General features: G+C 66.8%; 13 protein-coding genes and 1 tRNA gene. 10 read left to right on the forward strand and 4 right to left on the reverse strand.

Annotated features, from left to right (window positions below; genetic code table 11):
* Together H0U68_RS15205 and H0U68_RS15210 are read left to right on the forward strand one after the other, a co-directional pair.
* Window positions 1-3,954, forward strand: a 3,954-nt coding sequence (locus H0U68_RS15205) for a response regulator (protein ID WP_296357028.1), incomplete at its 5' end; no start/stop codon positions are given.
* A 13-nt stretch (window positions 3,955-3,967) separates the two neighbouring features.
* Window positions 3,968-6,037 (forward strand): response regulator, encoded by a 2,070-nt coding sequence (locus H0U68_RS15210; RefSeq protein ID WP_296357031.1) that lies wholly within the window; start codon window positions 3,968-3,970, stop codon window positions 6,035-6,037.
* A 54-nt stretch (window positions 6,038-6,091) separates the two neighbouring features.
* On the opposite strand, the gene H0U68_RS15215 is transcribed toward H0U68_RS15210, so the two are convergent.
* From H0U68_RS15215 to H0U68_RS15225, 3 genes are all read right to left on the reverse strand, one after another.
* A tRNA-Ser gene (locus tag H0U68_RS15215) sits at window positions 6,092-6,181 on the reverse strand.
* A 56-nt stretch (window positions 6,182-6,237) separates the two neighbouring features.
* Window positions 6,238-7,158 carry a stomatin-like protein gene (locus tag H0U68_RS15220; RefSeq protein WP_296357033.1) on the reverse strand — a complete coding sequence of 307 codons (921 nt, stop codon included), beginning with the start codon at window positions 7,156-7,158 and terminating at the stop codon, window positions 6,238-6,240.
* 30 nt (window positions 7,159-7,188) lie between these two features.
* Window positions 7,189-7,614 carry an NfeD family protein gene (locus H0U68_RS15225; protein ID WP_296357035.1) on the reverse strand — a complete coding sequence of 142 codons (426 nt, stop codon included), beginning with the start codon at window positions 7,612-7,614 and terminating at the stop codon, window positions 7,189-7,191.
* 133 nt (window positions 7,615-7,747) lie between these two features.
* Here H0U68_RS15225 and H0U68_RS15230 point away from each other — a divergent pair, with 133 nt between their 5' ends.
* Window positions 7,748-10,015 carry an arginine/lysine/ornithine decarboxylase gene (locus H0U68_RS15230; protein WP_296357036.1) on the forward strand — a complete coding sequence of 756 codons (2,268 nt, stop codon included), beginning with the start codon at window positions 7,748-7,750 and terminating at the stop codon, window positions 10,013-10,015.
* 14 nt (window positions 10,016-10,029) lie between these two features.
* Here H0U68_RS15230 and fabI read toward each other — a convergent pair whose 3' ends face one another.
* A complete protein-coding gene (fabI, locus tag H0U68_RS15235; protein WP_296357038.1) occupies window positions 10,030-10,815 on the reverse strand; it encodes an enoyl-ACP reductase FabI in 786 nt (261 codons plus the stop codon).
* A 37-nt stretch (window positions 10,816-10,852) separates the two neighbouring features.
* Between fabI and H0U68_RS15240 the strand changes: the two genes are divergently transcribed.
* The 7 genes from H0U68_RS15240 to H0U68_RS15270 form a co-directional block, all read left to right on the forward strand.
* Complete coding sequence (locus H0U68_RS15240) at window positions 10,853-12,676, forward strand: extracellular solute-binding protein (RefSeq protein WP_296357040.1); 1,824 nt, start codon at window positions 10,853-10,855, stop codon at window positions 12,674-12,676.
* A 3-nt stretch (window positions 12,677-12,679) separates the two neighbouring features.
* The gene (locus tag H0U68_RS15245) at window positions 12,680-13,711 is read left to right on the forward strand and encodes an ABC transporter permease subunit (protein WP_296357042.1); all 1,032 of its coding nucleotides are present in this window, start codon (window positions 12,680-12,682) and stop codon (window positions 13,709-13,711) included.
* The gene (locus H0U68_RS15250) at window positions 13,695-14,828 is read left to right on the forward strand and encodes an ABC transporter permease (RefSeq protein ID WP_296357043.1); all 1,134 of its coding nucleotides are present in this window, start codon (window positions 13,695-13,697) and stop codon (window positions 14,826-14,828) included. Before H0U68_RS15245 ends, H0U68_RS15250 begins: the two co-directional genes overlap by 17 nt.
* Before the next feature lie 65 nt (window positions 14,829-14,893).
* On the forward strand, window positions 14,894-16,501 hold the full coding sequence (locus H0U68_RS15255; protein WP_296357045.1) for a dipeptide ABC transporter ATP-binding protein: 1,608 nt from the start codon (window positions 14,894-14,896) through the stop codon (window positions 16,499-16,501).
* 129 nt (window positions 16,502-16,630) lie between these two features.
* On the forward strand, window positions 16,631-17,206 hold the full coding sequence (rimP, locus tag H0U68_RS15260) for a ribosome maturation factor RimP (protein ID WP_296357048.1): 576 nt from the start codon (window positions 16,631-16,633) through the stop codon (window positions 17,204-17,206).
* Between the two features lies 1 nt (window position 17,207).
* Entirely contained in the window at window positions 17,208-18,704 is a 1,497-nt protein-coding gene (nusA, locus tag H0U68_RS15265) for a transcription termination factor NusA (protein ID WP_296357051.1), read from the forward strand.
* Between the two features lie 19 nt (window positions 18,705-18,723).
* Window positions 18,724-19,253: translation initiation factor IF-2 associated domain-containing protein (locus H0U68_RS15270; protein ID WP_296357053.1), on the forward strand; the 530-nt coding region annotated here is incomplete at its 3' end.

Below are 19,253 nucleotides of genomic sequence, written 5' to 3' on the forward strand. Positions count from 1 at the left end.
CTGAAGAACACCATCAACACGATGGTGGACCAGCTGCGAAGCTTCGCCTCGGAAGTGACGCGCGTGGCGCGCGAGGTGGGTACCGAAGGCAAGCTAGGTGGCCAGGCCGACGTGCAAGGCGTGGCCGGCACCTGGAAGGACTTGACCGACTCGGTGAACTCCATGGCCGGCAACCTGACGGCTCAGGTGCGAAACATCGCGGACGTGACGACGGCCGTGGCCGCCGGCGACCTGTCCAAGAAGATCACGGTGGACGTGAAGGGCGAAATCCTGGAGCTGAAGAACACCATCAACACCATGGTGGACCAGCTGCGGTCGTTCGCCTCGGAAGTGACGCGGGTGGCGCGCGAGGTGGGCACCGAAGGCAAGCTGGGTGGCCAGGCCTACGTGCAGGGCGTGGCCGGCACCTGGAAGGACCTGACCGACAACGTGAACTTCATGGCCGGCAACCTGACATCCCAGGTGCGCAACATCGCGGACGTGACGAAGGCGGTGGCCGCCGGCGATCTGTCGAAGAAGATCACGGTGGACGTGAAGGGTGAGATTCTCGAATTGAAGAACACCATCAACGTGATGGTGGACCAGCTCTCGTCGTTCGCCTCCGAAGTGACGCGCGTGGCGCGCGAAGTGGGCACCGAAGGCAAGCTGGGCGGCCAGGCCTATGTGCAGGGCGTGGCCGGCACCTGGAAAGACCTGACCGACAACGTGAACTTCATGGCCGGCAACCTGACATCGCAGGTGCGCGGCATCGCCAAGGTGGTGACGGCCGTGGCCAACGGCGACCTGGCGCAGAAGCTGACCGTGGAAGCCAAGGGCGAGATCGCCTCGCTGGCCGACACCATCAACTCCATGACCGACACGCTGGCCACCTTCGCCGACCAGGTGACGACGGTGGCGCGCGAAGTGGGGGTGGAAGGCAAGCTGGGCGGCCAGGCCAAGGTGCCGGGCGCGGCGGGCACCTGGAAGGGCCTCACGGAGAACGTGAACCAGCTGGCGGCCAACCTCACGACCCAGGTGCGCGCCATCGCCGAGGTGGCCACCGCGGTGACGCAGGGCAACCTGACGCGCTCCATCACGGTGGAGGCGCAGGGCGAGGTGGCCGCGCTGAAGGACACCATCAACGAGATGATCCGCAACCTGCGCGACACCACGCAGGTGAACACCGAGCAGGACTGGCTGAAGACCAACCTGGCCAAGTTCTCGCGCATGCTGCAGGGCCAGCGCGACCTGGTCGCGGTGGGCCACCTGATCCTGTCCGAGCTGGCGCCCGTGGTGGGCGCGCAGCAGGCCGAGTTCTACGTGCTGCGCTACACGCAGGAGCAGCCCAAGCTGCGGCTGATGGCCAGCTACGCATCGGACGGCCACGGCTCCTACGGCAAGGAGGTCGAGCTGGGGCAGGGCCTGGTCGGCCAGGCAGCCTTCGACAAAAAGAAGCTGATGCTGACCTCGAACTTCCCGGACAGCCTGCGCATCGCCTCCGGCCTGACCGAGGTGCAGCCGCTCAACGTGCTGGTGCTGCCCATCATCTTCGAGGGCCAGGTGCGCGGCGTGATCGAGCTGGCCTCGGTGGAGCGCTTCAACCCGGCGCACCAGGCTTTCCTGGACCAGCTGACCGAATCGATCGGCATCGTGATCAACACGATCGAGGCGAACATGCGCACCGAGGATCTGCTGACGCAGTCGCAGTCGCTCGCGCAGGAGCTGCAGAGCCGGCAGCAGGAACTGCAGCAGACCAACGAGGAACTGCAGGAAAAGGCCCGCCTGCTGGCCCACCAGAACCAGGAGGTGGAGCGCAAGAACCAGGAAGTGGAACAGGCCCGCCAGGCGCTGGAGGAAAAGGCCAAGCAGCTGGCGCTGACGTCCAAGTACAAGTCCGAGTTCCTGGCCAACATGTCGCACGAGCTGCGCACGCCGCTGAACTCGCTGCTGATCCTGTCGGACCAGCTGTGCAAGAACCCGGACGGCAACCTCAGCGCCAAGCAGGTGGAGTTCGCCAAGACCATCCACTCGTCGGGCAACGACCTGCTGATGCTGATCAACGACATCCTCGACCTGTCGAAGATCGAGTCGGGCACGGTGGTGGTGGACATCAACGAGCTGCGCCTGTCGGACCTGCAGCTGTACGTGGAGCGCACCTTCCGCCACGTGGCCGAGGCCAAGGGCGTGGACTTCCTGGTGCGCACCGGCCTGCACCTGCCGACGGCGGTGGTCACCGACGCCAAGCGCTTGCAGCAGATCCTGAAAAACCTGCTGTCCAACGCCTTCAAGTTCACCCACAACGGCCACGTCACGCTGACCGTCGAGCAGGTGTACACGGGCTGGACCCCGGACAACGACGACCTGAACCGCGCCACGCAGGTGATCGCCTTCGGCGTGTCGGACACCGGCATCGGCATCTCGCCGGACAAGCAGCAGATCATCTTCGAGGCGTTCCAGCAGGCCGACGGCTCCACCAGCCGCAAGTACGGCGGCACCGGCCTAGGCCTGGCGATCAGCCGCGAGCTGTCCAAGCTGCTGGGCGGCGAGATCCGCCTGACCAGCGCACCAGGGCAGGGCAGCATCTTCACGCTCTACCTGCCGCTGGTGTACTCGGCCACGCGCACCTCGCGCCGCCTCACGTCAATGGTCGACCACCGCGCCGACCTGCTGCCGCCGCCGCAGTTCAGCCACCTGCCGCAGCCGAACGTCCATGCCCCGGCCGAGCCGCAGCCGCAGGAGCCGGAAAGCGAGGAGATGCTGGCCGCGCTGAATCCGGCCAACGACGACCGCGACTCGGTGCAGCAGGGCGACCTGGTGCTGCTGATCGTGGAGAACGATCTGGCCTTCGCCCGCTTCCTGCTGGATGCGGCGCGCGCCAAGGGCTTCAAGGGCCTGGTCACCACGCTGGGCGCGGGCGCCCTGAACCTGGCCAACCAGTACAAGCCGGCCGCCCTCACGCTGGACATGTACCTGCCCGACATGGCGGGCTGGCGCGTGCTGGACCGCCTGAAGCAGGACCTGGGCCTGCGCCACACGCCGGTGTGCGTGGTCTCCACCGACGATTCGCGCGAGCGCGCCTTCAAGTCCGGCGCCATCGGGTTCCTGGAAAAACCCATCCAGTCCAAGGAAGTGCTCGACGGCATGCTGGACCGGCTGCACGCCTACGTGTCGCAGACGCAGAAGAGCCTGCTGGTCGCGCTGGAAGACGAGGGTGCCCGCAGCGAACTGCTGGCGCAGCTGGACGGCGAGCAGGTCGACGTGACCCTGGTCAACGACGGCCACCAGCTGCTGCAAGCGCTGGACGGCGGCCGCTTCGACTGCCTGGTGCTGGAGGACGGCTTTGGCGGCCTGCAGCCCGGCCAGCTGCGCCCCGTGCTGGCGTCGCACGGCAGCATCGGACCGCTGCCGCTGGTGCTCTACCACGGGCTGCGGCACTCGGACTATTCGGGCTGGCACTCCGACGAGAGCGCCACGGTACAGGAGGCGGATTCGGTGCCCCGGCTGTTCGACATGGCACTGTTCGCGCTGCACCACAACCTGGCGCGGCTGCCCGAGCCCAAGCGGCTGCTCATCAACGGCGTGCACGAGGCCAGCAAGCCGCTGGTCGGCAAGCGCGTGCTGATCGTGGACGACGACATGCGCAACATCTTCGCGCTGGCCACGGTGCTGGAGGAACACGGCATGGACATCGTCTGGGCCGACAACGGCCGCGAGGCGATCAACCGCGTGGCCAGCGATACCAACATCCAGGTCGTGTTGATGGATATCATGATGCCCGAAATGGATGGGATGACCACGATGAAGGAAATCCGCAAGCTGCCGCAAGGCAAGAGCCTGCCGATGATTGCGGTGACTGCCAAGGCGATGAAGGGCGACCGCGAAAAATGCATCGAAGCGGGAGCCTGGGACTACCTGTCCAAGCCGGTGAACACGGCCGACCTGCTGACGGTGCTGCGCGCATGGCTGCATCATTGAAGCGGGGGGCGGCATGACGGCCGCGCCAGTCCTGGACAACCAGGAAAAGGCCAACATCCTCGTGGTGGACGACCTGCCGGAAAAGCACATCGTCTTTCGCACCATCCTGGATGAGCTGGGGCAGAACATCATCAGCGCGCGCTCCGGCCAGGAGGCGCTGAAGTTCATCCTGGAGAAGGAGTTCGCCGTCATCCTGCTGGACGTCAACATGCCCGACATCGACGGGCTGGAGACGGCCGGCCTGATCCGGCAGTACAAGAAGTCCGCGCAGACGCCGATCGTCTTCATCACCGCCTACGTGGACGAGTTGCAGGCGCGGCGCGGCTACGCGCTGGGCGCGGTGGACTACATCCCGTCGCCGGTGGTGCCCGAGGTGCTGCGCTCCAAGGTGCGCGTGTTCGTGGAGCTGTTCCGCATGAACCGGCAACTGCAGGTGCAGGCGACCCAGCGCGAGCAGCTGGCGCGCTCCGAGGCGGCGCGTGCCGCGGCGGAAGAGGCCATCCACCGCGCCGACTACCTGGCCGAAGCCAGCCAGCTGCTGTCGCGCTCGCTCAACCTGGACGACACCATCGCCGCCGTGCTGGACCTGTGCGTGCCCATGCTGGGCGACCGCGCCATCCTGGGCCTGGCCGACAAGAACGGCGGCGTGCGCCGGCTGGAGATGCATCCCGCGCCGGCGTCCGACGACACCGAGGCATTCAGCGCCGAGCTGCGCGCCGCCGCCGACGGCGTGCTCCGCGAAAAACAGTTCCGCCTGTGGCGCAACGGCGAGCGCGCCGCCGCCATCTGCCCATTGATGGCGGGCGACGAGGTGCGCGGCGCGCTGGCGCTGCTGGGGCCCAGGGAGTCCTTCGATTCCAGCCGCGTCTCGCTGATCCGCGAGGTGGCGAGCCGCGCCTCCATCGCCATGGAGAACGCGCGCCTCTACACCGCCGTGCAGGAAGCCGACCGGCGCAAGAACGAGTTCCTGGCCATGCTGGCGCACGAGCTGCGCAACCCGCTCGCGCCGATCCGCAATGCCGTGCACATCATGCAGGGCATCGACGGCCTGCCGGCCAAGTTGAACTGGGCACGCGATGTGATCGGCCGCCAGGCCGACCACATGACGCGCCTGATCGACGACCTGCTGGACGTCTCGCGCATCGTGCAGGGCAAGGTGGTGGTCAAGCCCGAGCGCATGACCCTGGGCGGGCTGGTCGACCGCGCGGTGGAAGCTTCGGCGCCGCGCCTGGCCGCCCGCGAGCAGCACCTGGACGTGCGCCTGCCGCCCGAGGACGTGGTGCTGGACGGCGACGCCGTGCGGCTGTCGCAGGTGCTGTCCAACCTGATCAACAACGCCTCGAAATTCTCGCCGGCGTGTACCCGCGTCGCGCTCATCGCGAGCTACCAGTCGGGCGAGGTGCGCATCGCCGTCAAGGACGAGGGCGCGGGCGTCGCGCCCGAATTCCTGCCGCACATGTTCGAGCTGTTCGCGCAGGCCGACCAGTCGCTCGACCGCTCGCAAGGCGGCCTGGGCATCGGCCTCACGCTGGTCAAGCACCTGGTCGAGCTGCACGGCGGCCGCGTGTGGGCGCTGAGCGACGGCCTGGGCCGCGGCTGCGAGGTGACCATCTCGCTGCCGGCGCAGGTGGCCATGCCCGCCGCGCAGGAGCCCGCGCCGGCACGGGCGCTGCACCCGGTCGCGGCGCCCACGCGCAGCGGCAGCCGCATCCTGGTGGTCGACGACTTGGCGGCTTCGGCCGAGACGCTGATGGCGCTGCTGGAGATGGAAGGCTTCGAGGTCAAGGTGGCCAACGATGGCACCTCCGCGCTGAAGATCGCGCAGGAGTTCCTGCCCGACGTGGTGCTGCTGGACATCGGCCTGCCGGGCATGAACGGCTTCGAGGTGGCGCACCGGCTGCGCGACCAGCCCGAGAACCGCGACGCGCTGCTGATCGCGCTGACCGGCTACGGCGAAGCCGAAAGCCGTTCGCGCTCGGCCCAGGCCGGATTCGACTTCCACATGGTCAAGCCGGCCGACGTGAACCTGCTGCTATCGATCATCGCGGACCCGCAGCAGTCGCGGCGCGCGCGCGCCGCATAAGCGCTGCGCCCAATGAAAAAAGCCCCGCAGTGCGGGGCTTTTTCGTATCGAGACTGGCGGAGAGGGCGGGATTCGAACCCGCGGAGGGCATTACCCCTCACACGCTTTCCAGGCGTGCGACTTAAACCGCTCATCCACCTCTCCAGCAAGCCAGCGATTGTAGCAGTGCCGCAGGAGCCTGGACCGGGCAGCTTGCAGCCTCAGCTGAGGCCGGCCTTGCCCGACTGCATCATCCGCATCGCCGAGGCGATGAGGCCCGACACCTCGCTCATGTTGTTCGGCACGATCAGCGTGGTGGTGGCATCGGCGGCCACCTTGCCGAAGGCGTCCACGGCGCGCTCGGCCACCTTGAGCTGCACGGCCTGCTCGCCGCCGGGTTGGCGGATGGCGGCCGCGATGCGCTCGATCGCCAGCGCCGTGGCGTCGGCGACCGCAGTGATGGATGCGGCTTCGCCCTGGGCCTTGTTGATGATGGATTGCTTCTCGCCCTCGGAGCGTGCAATGTAGGCTTCGCGCTCGCCGGTGGCGATGTTGATCTGCTCCTGGCGGCGGCCTTCGGAGGCCGCGATCAGCGCGCGCTTCTCGCGCTCGGCGGTGATCTGCGACTGCATGGCGTGCAGGATCTCCTTGGGCGGCGTCAGGTCCTTGATCTCGTAGCGCAGCACCTTCACGCCCCAGTTCAGCGCGGCTTCGTCGATGGCCTGCACCACCTGCGCGTTGATGATGTCGCGCTCCTCGAAGGTCTTGTCCAGCTCCAGCTTGCCGATCACGCTGCGCAGCGACGTCTGCGCCAGCTGCGTCACCGCCACGATGTAGTTGGACGAACCGTAGCTCGCGCGCATCGGGTCGGTGACCTGGAAATACAGGATGCCGTCCACCTGCAGCTGGGTGTTGTCGCGCGTGATGCAGACCTGGCTGGGCACATCCAGCGGAATTTCCTTCAGGCTGTGCTTGTAGGCCACCTTGTCGACGAAGGGCACCAGGATGCTCAGGCCGGGCGTGAGCGTGGTGTGGTACTTGCCAAGGCGCTCGACCACCCAGGCGTGCTGCTGGGGTACCACCTTGAGCGAGCGCGCGATGAAGATCGCGGCAATGACGAAGAGGACGAGGGCGATGGTCATGCGGCTGTTCCGTTCATTCTTTGGTTGTTCTCAGATCTTTTCCACGACGAGGCGGCTGCCCACCACTTCGCGCACGCGGTGCGCCCCGGTGCCCTGCGGCGCGCCGGTGACCGAGCTCACGGTCCATTGCGCACCGCGGTACTTCACCTTGGCGGTGCCGTCGGAGTGCCACAGCTCCACCTGGACCGTTTCGCCGATGTCGAGGTTGACGTCGCGGTTCGCGTTCGCCGCCGCGGGCGCCGCTTTCCTGCCGCGCAGCGCATGCCAGACCGCGACCGCGCCGCCGCCGATGGCGGCGCCCACCAGCAGCTGCAGGGTCAGCCCGGCGCCGGCATGGGCCGCCAGCGCGCCGGCCGCCAGGCCGATGGCCAGCATCAGCAGGTAGAAGGTGCCGGTGAGCAGCTCGATGCCCACCGCGGCGCCGGCCAGCAGCCACCAGATCGTCGATTCAGCCATTGCGTACGCTCCTCCGAGTTGCTCAAGGCGCATTGTGGAAGAAAAGCAGGCATGCGCAACCATGGTGCCCCGCGAATTTCATACACTTCGCCCCTTGTCCGCGTTTTGGCTGTGCTCGCCGAGGTCCGTCCCCATGAAGTTTCGCTTCCCCATCGTCATCATCGACGAAGACTACCGCTCCGAGAACACCTCGGGCCTGGGCATCCGCGCGCTGGCGCAGGCCATCGAGGCCGAGGGCTTCGAGATCCTGGGCGTCACCAGCTACGGCGACCTGTCGCAGTTCGCCCAGCAGCAAAGCCGCGCCAGCGCCTTCATCCTGTCGATCGACGACGAGGAGTTCACGCCCGGTCCCGACCTCGACCCCGCGGTGCTGAACCTGCGCAACTTCATCGCGGAGGTGCGGCGCAAGAACACCGAGGTGCCGATCTACATCTACGGCGAAACCAAGACCTCGCAGCACCTGCCCAACGATATCCTGCGCGAGCTGCACGGCTTCATCCACATGTACGAGGACACGCCGGAATTCATGGCGCGCCACCTCATCCGCGAAGCCAAGTCCTACTTGGAAGGCATCCAGCCGCCGTTCTTCAAGGCGCTGCTCGATTACGCCGAGGACGGCTCGTACTCGTGGCACTGCCCGGGCCACTCCGGCGGCGTGGCCTTCCTTAAAAGCCCCGTGGGCCAGATGTTCCACCAGTTCTTCGGCGAGAACATGCTGCGCGCCGACGTGTGCAACGCGGTGGACGAACTGGGCCAGCTGCTGGACCACACCGGCCCGGTGGCGGCCAGCGAGCGCAACGCGGCGCGCATCTTCAACGCCGACCATTGTTTTTTCGTGACCAACGGCACCTCCACCTCGAACAAGATGGTGTGGCACCACGAGGTGGCGCCGGGCGACGTGGTGGTGGTGGACCGCAACTGCCACAAGTCGATCCTGCACTCGATCATCATGACCGGGGCCATCCCCGTGTTCCTGAAGCCCACGCGCAACCACTTCGGCATCATCGGGCCGATCCCGCAGAGCGAGTTCACGCCCGAGGCGATCAAGGCCAAGATCAAGGCCAATCCGCTGCTGGCCGGCGTCGATCCCGAGACGGTCAAGCCGCGCATCCTCACGCTGACGCAGTCCACCTACGACGGCGTGCTGTACAACACCGAGACCATCAAGGGCATGCTGGACGGCTATGTCGAGGCGCTGCACTTCGACGAGGCCTGGCTGCCGCACGCGTGCTTCCACCCGTTCTACGGCACCTTCCACGCCATGGGCAAGAAGCGCGCGCGGCCGCAGAAGTCGCTGGTGTACTCCACCCAGTCCATCCACAAGCTGCTGGCCGGCATCAGCCAGGCCAGCCACGTGCTGGTACAGGACGCCCAGGAGAACAAGCTGGACCGCCACCTGTTCAACGAGGCGTTCCTGATGCACACCTCCACCAGCCCGCAGTACGCCATCATCGCCAGCTGCGACGTGGCCGCGGCCATGATGGAACCGCCCGGCGGCACGGCGCTGGTGGAGGAATCCATCATCGAGGCGCTGGACTTCCGCCGCGCCATGCGCAAGGTGGACCAGGAGTACGGCAAGGACTGGTGGTTCAAGGTCTGGGGCCCGGAGAAGCTGGCCGACCAGGGCATCGGCCGCGCCGACGACTGGATCATCAAGGGCGAGGCGCGCGCGGCCAAGTGGCACGGCTTCGGCAACCTTGCCGAAGGCTTCAACATGCTGGACCCGATCAAGTCCACCATCGTCACGCCCGGCCTGGACATGAACGGCAAGTTCGCCAAGACGGGCATCCCGGCGTCCATCGTCACCCGGTTCCTGGCCGAGCACGGCGTCATCGTGGAGAAGACCGGCCTCTACAGCTTCTTCATCATGTTCACCATCGGCATCACCAAGGGCCGCTGGAACACGCTGCTCACGGCGCTGCAGCAGTTCAAGGACGACTACGCCAAGAACCAGCCGATGTGGCGGATCCTGCCGGAGTTCTGCCAGCGCTTTCCGCGCTACGAGCGCATGGGGCTGGCCGATTTGTGCCAGTACGTGCACGAGCTGTACGCCAAGTACGACATCGCGCGGCTGTCCACCGACATCTACCTGAGCGACCTGGAACCGGCCATGAAGCCGAGCGACGCGTTCTCCTACATCGCGCACCGCAAGACCGAGCGGGTGCAGATCGACCACCTGGAAGGCCGCATCACCACCAGCCTGGTGACGCCATATCCGCCCGGCATTCCGCTGCTGATCCCGGGCGAGGTGTTCAACAAGAAGATCGTCGACTACCTGAAGTTCTCACGCGCCTTCAACGCGGAGTGCCCGGGCTTCGGCACGGACATCCACGGGCTGGTGGAGGAAGAGGGGCCGGACGGCAAGCGTCAGTACTACGCCGATTGCGTCAGGCCCGACTGAACCGCGAAGGCCGCTCAGGCCTCGCTCATGGCGATGGCCGCGTGGCTGAAGCCGCCGTCCACGTAGGTGATTTCGGCGGTGACGCCGCCGGCCAGGTCGCTCAGCATGAAGGCGGCGACGTTGCCGACGTCCTCGATGGTGACGTTGCGGCGGATCGGCGCGGCGCTGGCCACCAGGCCGAGCAGCTTGCCGAAGTCCTTGATGCCGCTGGCCGCCAGCGTCTTGATCGGGCCGGCGCTGATGCCGTTGACGCGGATGCCCTTGGGGCCGAGCGCGCCCGCCAGGTAGCGCACCGAGGCTTCCAGCGAGGCCTTGGCCAGGCCCATGGTGTTGTAGTTGGGCACGATGCGCAGCGCGCCCAGGTACGTGAGCGTGAGCAGCGCCGACTTCTCATTCAGGTAGGGCAGAGCCGCCTTCGCCATGGCGGGGAAGCTGTAGGCGCTGATGTCGTGGGCGATCTTGAAGCCCTCGCGCGACAGGCCTTCCAGGAAGTCGCCGGCGATGGCTTCGCGCGGGGCGAAGCCGATGCTGTGGACGAAGCCGTCGAACTTCGGCCAGGTCTGCGACAAATCGCTGAAGAGCTTGGCGATCTGCGCGTCGTCGCCGACGTCGCAGTCGAACACCATGCTGGAGCCGAAGTCGGCCGCGAATTCGGTGATGCGGTCCTTGAAACGCTCTCCCACGTAGCTGAAGGCGAGCTCCGCCCCCTGCGCGTGGCACGCCCGGGCAATGCCGTAGGCGATGGAGCGGTTGGACAGCACGCCGGTGATCAACAATTTCTTGCCAGTCAGGAAGCCCATGGGTCTCTCTCTTGAAAAAACTCGTCAGAATTGTCGCATGCGAGGTTTGCTGGTCTTTGCGGCCGTGGCGATGGTGGCCGTTCCGGTCTGGGCTGCGCACGGCTATGCGCTCTGGGACGACCTGAAATATCCGGCGGGCTTCGCCGCGTTCGAGTACGCCAATGAAGCGGCGCCCAAGGGCGGCGAGTTGCTTCTGGTGAGCAACCAGCGCGTGTCCACCTTCGACAAATACAACCCGTTCACCATCAAGGGATCGGCGCCGGCCTACCTGGCTGCGCTGATGTTCGACTCGCTGCTCACCGGCTCGATGGACGAAACGGCGTCCGGCTACGGCCTGCTGGCCGAGGACGTGGAGGTCGCCGCCGACCGCCTGAGCGCCACCTTCCGGCTGCGCCCGCAGGCGCGCTTCCACAACGGCAGCCCGGTGGAGGCGGCCGACGTGAAGCACAGCTACGAGACGCTGATCGGCCCCTACGCCATGCCCAGCTACAAGTCGCTGCTGGAAGATGTGGCCGGCTGCGACGTGGTGGATGCGCGCACGGTGCGCTTTCGCTTCAAGAAGCCCAACCGCGAGCTGCCCTTGACGGTGGGCGGCCTGCCGGTGTTCAGCCGGGCCTGGGGCCTGCAGAACGGGCGCGCCAAGCCGTTCGACCAGGTGGTGACCGACCCGCCTATCAGCAGCGGCCCGTACCGGATCGGCCCGGTGCGCTTCGGGCGCGACATCACCTACGTGCGCGATGCGAACTACTGGGGCCGCGACCTGAACGTCAAGCGCGGGCAGCACAACTTCGAGCGCATCACGGTCAAGATCTACAAGGACAGCACGGCCCGCCTGGAGGCGCTCAAGGCCGGCGAGTTCGACATGATGAGTTTCTATTCGGCGGGCGACTGGGCACGCCGGGTGACCGGCCGCCGCTTCGACAGCGGCGAGCTGGTGAAGCGCGAATTCCCGAACCGCCAGCCAGCCGGCTTCCAGAGTTACGTGCTCAATGCGCGGCGGCCCGCGCTGTCGGATGCGCGCGTACGCGAAGCGCTGGGGCTGGCGCTGGACCACGACTGGATGAACCGGCAGATGTTCTACAACGGCTACCCGCGCGTGCGGGACCTGTTCGGCAACACCGACTGCGCCGCGACGGGGACGCCATCCGCCGAAGAAATGGCGCTGCTGGAGCCGTGGCGCGGCAAGGTGCCGGACGCGGTGTTCGGCTCCATGTACGAGCCGCCCACCACCACCGGCCCGGGCCATTCGCTGCGCGACAACCTGCGCCGCGCGCAGGCCCTGCTCAAGGCTGCCGGCTGGGAGTACCGCAACGGCGCGCTGCGCAATGCCAAGGGCGACGCGATGGTGCTGGAATTCCTGGACAGCCGCGACACCGGCCTGCGCACCGTGGCGCCCTGGGTGCGCAACCTGGAAAAGCTGGGTGTCGACGTGAAGTTCTCGGCCGTCGATTTCGCGCTGTACCAGCAGCGGCTGGACAAGTTCGAGTTCGACGTCACGTCCATCAACTTTCCCGGCACGCACAACCCCGGCCAGCAGCTGGCCGACATCTTCGGCAGCAAGGCGGCCGACACCGAGAGCTCGGGCAACTTCATGGGCGTGAAAAGCGCGGCCGTCGACGCCCTGGTGGCCGTCGCGGGCTCGGCGAAGAGCAAAGCGGACCTGCTGCCCGCCTGCCGCGCCCTGGACCGTGTCATCATGCACAGCCACTACCTGATCCCGCAGTGGACGCTGCTGGCCTACCGGCTGGTCTACAACAGCAGCAAGATCGCGTTCAAGGAGCCCATGCCACCGTATGCCTCCGCCGAGGAATGGACGATGTTCACCTGGTGGTCGCGCACCGCCGCGCAGCAAAGGCCCTGACCCATGTTCGCCTACATCCTCAAGCGCCTGCTGCTGATGATCCCCACGCTCCTGGGCGTGCTGCTCGTCACTTTCGCCGTCATCCAGTTCGTGCCGGGCGGCCCGGTGGAGCAGTATCTGTCGGACGCGCGCGCCGCCGCCGGCCGTTCGGGCTTCGAGTCCGGCGGCTCCAGCTACCGCGGCAACCAGGGCGTGGACCCCAAGCGGCTGGCGCAGATCAAGGCGCTGTACGGCTTCGACAAGCCGCCGCACGAACGCTTCGTGCAGATGGTCGGTCAGTTCGCGCGCTTCGACCTGGGCAAGAGCTTCTTCCAGAACAAGGACGTCAGCCAGCTGATCGTCGAGAAGCTGCCGGTGTCCATCAGCCTCGGCCTGTGGACCTTCTTCATCAGCTATGGCGTGGCCGTGCCGCTGGGCGTGGCCAAGGCGGTGCGCGCCGGTTCGCGTTTCGACTTCGTCACCACGCTGCTGGTGCTCTTCGGCTACGCCATTCCGGGCTTCGTGCTGGGTGTGGCGCTGCTGGTGATCTTCGGCGGCCAGTTGCAATGGTTTCCCCTGCGCGAATTGACCTCGCCGAACTGGGCCGACCTGAGCTGGCCCGCGCGCATCGTGGACTACTTGTGGCACATCACGCTGCCGGTCACGGCCATGGTGCTCGGGAGTTTCGCGATGACGGCCATGCTGACCAAGAACGCGTTCCTGGAGGAAATCCGCAAGCAGTACGTGCTGACGGCGCGTGCCAAGGGGCTGGCCGAGCGGCAGGTGCTGTGGAAGCACGTGTTCCGCAACGCGCTGATCCCGATCGTGACCGGGTTTCCCGGCGCATTCATCGGCGCGTTCTTCACCGGCTCGCTGCTGATCGAAACGCTGTTCTCGCTCGACGGACTCGGCCTGCTCAGCTACGAAAGCGTGATTCGGCGCGACTACCCGGTGGTGCTCGGAACGCTGTTCCTGTTCACGCTGATCGGCCTTGTGACCAAGCTGATCAGCGACCTGTCCTATGTTCTGGTGGATCCGCGTGTCAGATTTGACTAGCCCCCCCGAAGCGGCCTCCGGCCGCCTCCCCCCCGGGGGGGCGCCACCAGCGGCCGGGCAAAGCCCGTTCCGTGGTGGCCGCGAAGCGTATGTCCACGTCTCTCCAGGCCGCCGGGCCTGGCAGCGCTTTCGCCGCAACAAGCTGGGGTTCTACAGCCTGGTGCTGTTCGGCCTGCTGGTGGCGCTGAGCCTTGTCGCGGAGCTGCTGTCCAACGACCGGCCGCTGGTCGTGCACTACGAAGGACAGCTGTATTTCCCGGTGCTGCACGACTATTCCGAAACAACCTTCGGCGGTGACTTTCCCACGCCCGCCGACTACCTCGATCCCTTCATCCAGAAGCGCATCACCAGCGGTGCCAACTGGGCGCTCTACGCGCCCAATCCGTACGGGCCGAAGACCATCAACTACTTCGCCAAGTCGCCCAGCCCCGCGGCGCCCTCGGTCGACAATTTCTTCGGCACCGACGACCGCGGCCGCGACTTGCTGGCGCAGCTGATCTACGGATTCCGCGTCAGCGTGCTGTTCGGCCTGGCGCTGATGGCGGTGGGCACGGTGCTTGGCATCTTGGCCGGCGCCGTGCAGGGCTACTTCGCGGGCAAGACCGACCTGGCGATGCAGCGCTTCATCGAGATCTGGGCTTCGATGCCGGAGCTGTACCTGCTGATCATCTTCAGCGCCATCCTGTCGCCCAGCATCGGGCTGCTGCTGGTGCTGCTGAGCCTGTTCGGCTGGATGGGGCTGGCCGACTACGTGCGCGCCGAGTTCCTGCGCAACCGCCAGATGGACTACGTGCGCGCAGCCCGCGCGCTGGGCGTGGGCAACGGCCGCATCATGTGGCGCCATATCCTGCCCAACAGCATGACACCGGTGGTGACCTTCCTGCCCTTCCGCATGAGCGCTGCGATCCTGGCATTGACCTCGCTGGATTTCCTGGGCCTGGGCGTGCCGCCGGGCACGCCGTCATTGGGCGAGCTGCTGTCGCAGGGCAAGAACAACATCGACGCCTGGTGGATCTCGCTGTCCACGTTCGCGGTGCTGGTGGTCACGCTGCTGCTGCTTACCTTCATGGGCGACGCGCTGCGCGACGCGCTCGATCCGCGCAAGGCCCAATCGTGAGCGACGCGCAGCGCGATGCTCACCCTCTCCCTCCGGGAGAGGGCCGGGGTGAGGGCATAGCGCCGTTGCTCGACGTGCGCGACCTGCGCGTGGCCTTCGGCGACAAGGAAGTGGTGCGTGGCGTGAGCTTTTCCATCGCGCCGGGCGAGAAGCTGGCGCTGGTGGGCGAGTCCGGCTCGGGCAAGACCATCACCGCGCTGAGCCTCGTGCGGCTCGCGCAGAACGCGCGGGTGAGCGGGTCCGCCAGGTTGTTCGGCCGCGACGGCGAGCCCGATGGGCTGGAGCTGCTGGCCTTGTCGGAGCGGCAGCTGCTCGGTGTTCGCGGGCAGGACATCGCCATGATCTTCCAGGAGCCCATGACGGCGCTGAACCCGCTGTACACGGTGGGCGACCAGGTGGCCGAGGTGCTGCAGCTCAAGCAGGGGCTGAGCAAGCGCCAGGCCTGGGACGGCGCCATCGAAGCGCTGGCCGCCACCGGCATTCCCGAGCCGGCGCGGCGCGCCAATGCGTTTCCGCACCAGCTGTCCGGCGGGCAGCGCCAGCGCGCCATGATCGCCATGGCGCTGGCCAGCCGGCCGCGGCTGCTGCTGGCCGACGAGCCGACCACCGCGCTGGACGTAACCTTGCGCCTGCAGATCCTGGAATTGCTGAGCGACCTGCAGCGCCAGACCGGAATGGCCGTGCTGCTCATCACGCACGACCTCAACCTCGTGCGCAAATTCGCGCAGCGCGTGGTGGTGATGGAGAACGGCCATCTGGTGGAACAGGGGCCGGTGGCCGGCGTGTTCGCCGACCCGCAGCACGCCTACACGCGCAAGCTGGTGGACAGCCGGCCCGAGCGCGACGTGGAAGAAGACGCGGGCGAGGACGATGCTCCACCCGAACCCGTGATGCGGGCGCAGGACCTGCAGGTCGCCTATCCGGTGCCGATTCCGGGCGTGCGCGGCTGGTTCCGCAAGGGCGAGTTCGTTGCCGTGCGCGGTGCTGGCTTCGCCATCCGGCCAGGGCGCACGCTGGGCGTGGTCGGCGAGTCCGGCTCCGGCAAGTCCACCCTGGCACTGGCGGCGCTGGGATTGATGCCGCACCGCGGCCAGCTGGAAGTCGTCGGCCGGCAGTGGGGCCCGGACGCGGCGGCGAACCGCGCGATCCGCCGGGTGGTGCAGGTGGTGTTCCAGGACCCGTTCTCGTCGCTGTCGCCGCGCATGACGGTGGAGGAGATCGTTGGCGAAGGCCTGCTGGTGCACGAGCCGGCGCTGTCCATCGACGGGCGGCGCGAGCGCGCGCGGCAGGCGCTGGCCGAGGTCGGGCTCATCGAGGGGCAGTTCCCCGGTTTGCTGGAGCGCTACCCGCATGAGTTCTCCGGCGGGCAACGGCAGAGGCTGGCGATCGCCCGCGCGCTGATCGTGCAGCCGCAGGTGCTAGTGCTCGACGAGCCGACCAGCGCGCTGGACGTCACGATTCAAAAGCAGGTCTTGAAACTGCTGCAGCGGCTCCAACGTGAGAAGGGCCTGAGCTACCTGCTCATCACGCACGACGTGCTGGTGGTCTACGCCATGGCGCACGATGTGCTGGTGCTGAAAGACGGGCACATCGTCGAAGCCGGCACGGTCCAGCAGGTGCTGGGCGCGCCGCAACACCCGTACACCCAGGCACTGGTGATGGCGGCGGTCTGAGTGCAAAACCCGTTGTGAGGCCTTGAAAAACTGTATCCCGCGCGGTACAATCCTTGCTTCACGACCAAACGGGCGGGTACCAACCGCCCGTTTTTTTTGGTCTAACGCTTTTAAAGGTACATCGGGTAAGTGGCGCTGCAGGATATCGTCGAGCAGACCGTGACTGGTCTTGGCTACGAGCTGGTGGAACTGGAACGTTCCGCCGGCGGAACGTTGCGCGTCACCATCGACCTGCCGTGGCAGCCCGGAGACGAGAAGTCGGTGAACGTCGAGGATTGCGAGCGCGTCACGCGCCAGCTGCAGTACACGCTGGAAGTCGAAACCGTCGACTACAAGCGGCTGGAGGTGTCCTCGCCGGGCATCGATCGGCCGTTGCGCAAGGCTGTGGATTTCGAGCGCTTCGCCGGCGAGCTGGTCGACGTCACGCTGAAGGCGCCGATCGGCACCGCGGCGGCCGGTGGCCCGGTGGCGGCCAACCGCCGCAAGTTCCGCGGCACGCTGGAGCGCAACGGCGAAGCGGGCTGGCAGATCGTCTGGAGCGACGAGCCGGAGCCGGACCCCGGCAAGAAGCCGCCGCGCAGGAAGAAGGAGCCTGCGACGTTGCAGGTGCTTGGATTTACGCTGGACGAGCTCAAGGAAGCCCGGCTGGCGCCGATTGTGGATTTCAAGGGCCGCAGGCCCAAGTCAGTTGCAGGAGAGTCGTGACATGAACCGCGAATTGTTGATGCTGGTGGATGCCATTTCGCGCGAAAAGAACGTGGAGCGCGACGTGGTGTTCGGCGCCGTCGAAGCCGCGCTGGCGCAAGCCACCAAGAAGCTCTACCCGGGCGAGGTGGATATCCGCGTGTCGGTCAACCGCGACACCGGCCAGTACGAGAGCTTCCGCCGCTGGCACGTGGTTCCCGACGAAGCCGGCCTGCAGCTGCCCGACCAGGAAATTCTGCTGTTCGAAGCCAAGGAACAGCTCTCCGACATCGAGGTCGACGACCACATCGAAGAGCCGATCGAATCGGTGCCGATCGGCCGCATCGGCGCCATGGCCGCCAAGCAGGTCATCCTGCAGAAGATCCGCGACGCCGAGCGCGAGATGCTGCTCAACGACTTCATGTCGCGCGGCGACAAGATCTTCGTGGGCACCGTCAAGCGCATGGACAAGGGCGACATCATCGTAGAGAGCGGGCGCGTCGAAGGCCGCCTGCGCCGCAGCGAGATGATCGCCAAGGAAAACCTGCGCAACGGCGACCGCGTGCGCGCCATGATCATGGAAGTGGACCTGAACCTGCGCGGCGCGCCGATCATCCTCTCGCGCTCGGCGCCGGAGTTCATGATGGAGCTGTTCCGCCAGGAAGTGCCCGAGATCGAGCAGGGCCTGCTGGAGATCAAGAGCTGCGCCCGGGACTCCGGTTCGCGCGCCAAGATCGCCGTGGTGTCGCACGACAAGCGCGTCGACCCGATCGGCACCTGCGTGGGCGTGCGCGGCTCGCGCGTCAACGCGGTCACCAACGAACTCGCCGGCGAGCGCGTGGACATTGTGCTGTGGTCCGAGGACCCGGCGCAGTTCGTGATCGGCGCGCTGGCGCCGGCCAACGTCAGCTCCATCGTCGTGGATGAAGAGAAGCACGCCATGGACGTGGTGGTGGACGAGGAGAACCTCGCCATCGCCATCGGCCGCGGCGGCCAGAACGTGCGGCTCGCCTCCGAGCTCACCGGCTGGAAGATCAACATCATGGACGCCAACGAGTCGGCGCAGAAGACGGCCGAGGAGCAGCAGGGGCTGCGCGCGCTGTTCATGGAAAAGCTGGATGTGGACGAGGAAATCGCCGACATCCTGATCGTCGAGGGCTTCACCAGCCTGGAAGAAGTGGCCTACGTGCCGATCCAGGAAATGCTGGAGATCGAGTCCTTCGACGAGGACACCGTGAACGAGCTGCGCACCCGCGCCAAAGATGCCTTGCTGACGATGGAAATCGCACACGAGGAAAGCGTGGAAGAGGTATCGCAGGACCTGCGCGACCTCGACGGCCTGAGCCCTGAACTGATCGGCCAATTGGCCGACGCGGGCGTGCACACGCGCGACGACCTGGCCGACCTGGCCTTGGACGAACTCACAGACATCACCGGCCAGTCCGCGGACGAGGCCAAGACCCTGATCATGAAGGCGCGCGAACACTGGTTTACCGGTGCGGCCGCCGCGCACGAGTGATGGGAGGACTGAAGAACACATGTCAAGCAACACAGTCGCCGAGTTCGCCACAGAGCTCAAGAAATCCACCGAAACCCTGCTCGAGCAGTTGCGCAGCGCGGGGGTGGCCAAGTCCGCCCCCAGCGATGCGCTGACCGAGGCGGACAAGCAGAAGCTGTTGGGCTTTCTGCAGGCCAGCCACGGCACGGCCTCGGCCGAGCGCAAGAAGATCACGCTGGTGAAGAAATCCACCAGCGAGATCAAGCAGGCCGACGCCACCGGCAAGGCACGCACCATCCAGGTCGAGGTGCGCAAAAAGCGCACGTTCGTCAAGCGAGAAGACGGCAGCGACACGGCCGTGGTCGAGGCGCCCGAGGCCGCCGCGCCGCAGCCGCCCGCGCCGCCGCACATCGACGAAGCCGAACTGGCCCGCCGTGAGGAAGAAGCGCGCCGCCAGGCCGAATTGATCCGCCGCCAGGAAGAAGAACTGGCTGCCAAGCGCCGCGAGCGCGAGGAAGCCGAGGCGCGCGAGCGGGAACGCGAACGCGAGGCGCAGATGCGCGCCGACGC

This window comes from Ramlibacter sp. (assembly GCF_013697775.1).
GTDB lineage: Bacteria > Pseudomonadota > Gammaproteobacteria > Burkholderiales > Burkholderiaceae_C > Ramlibacter.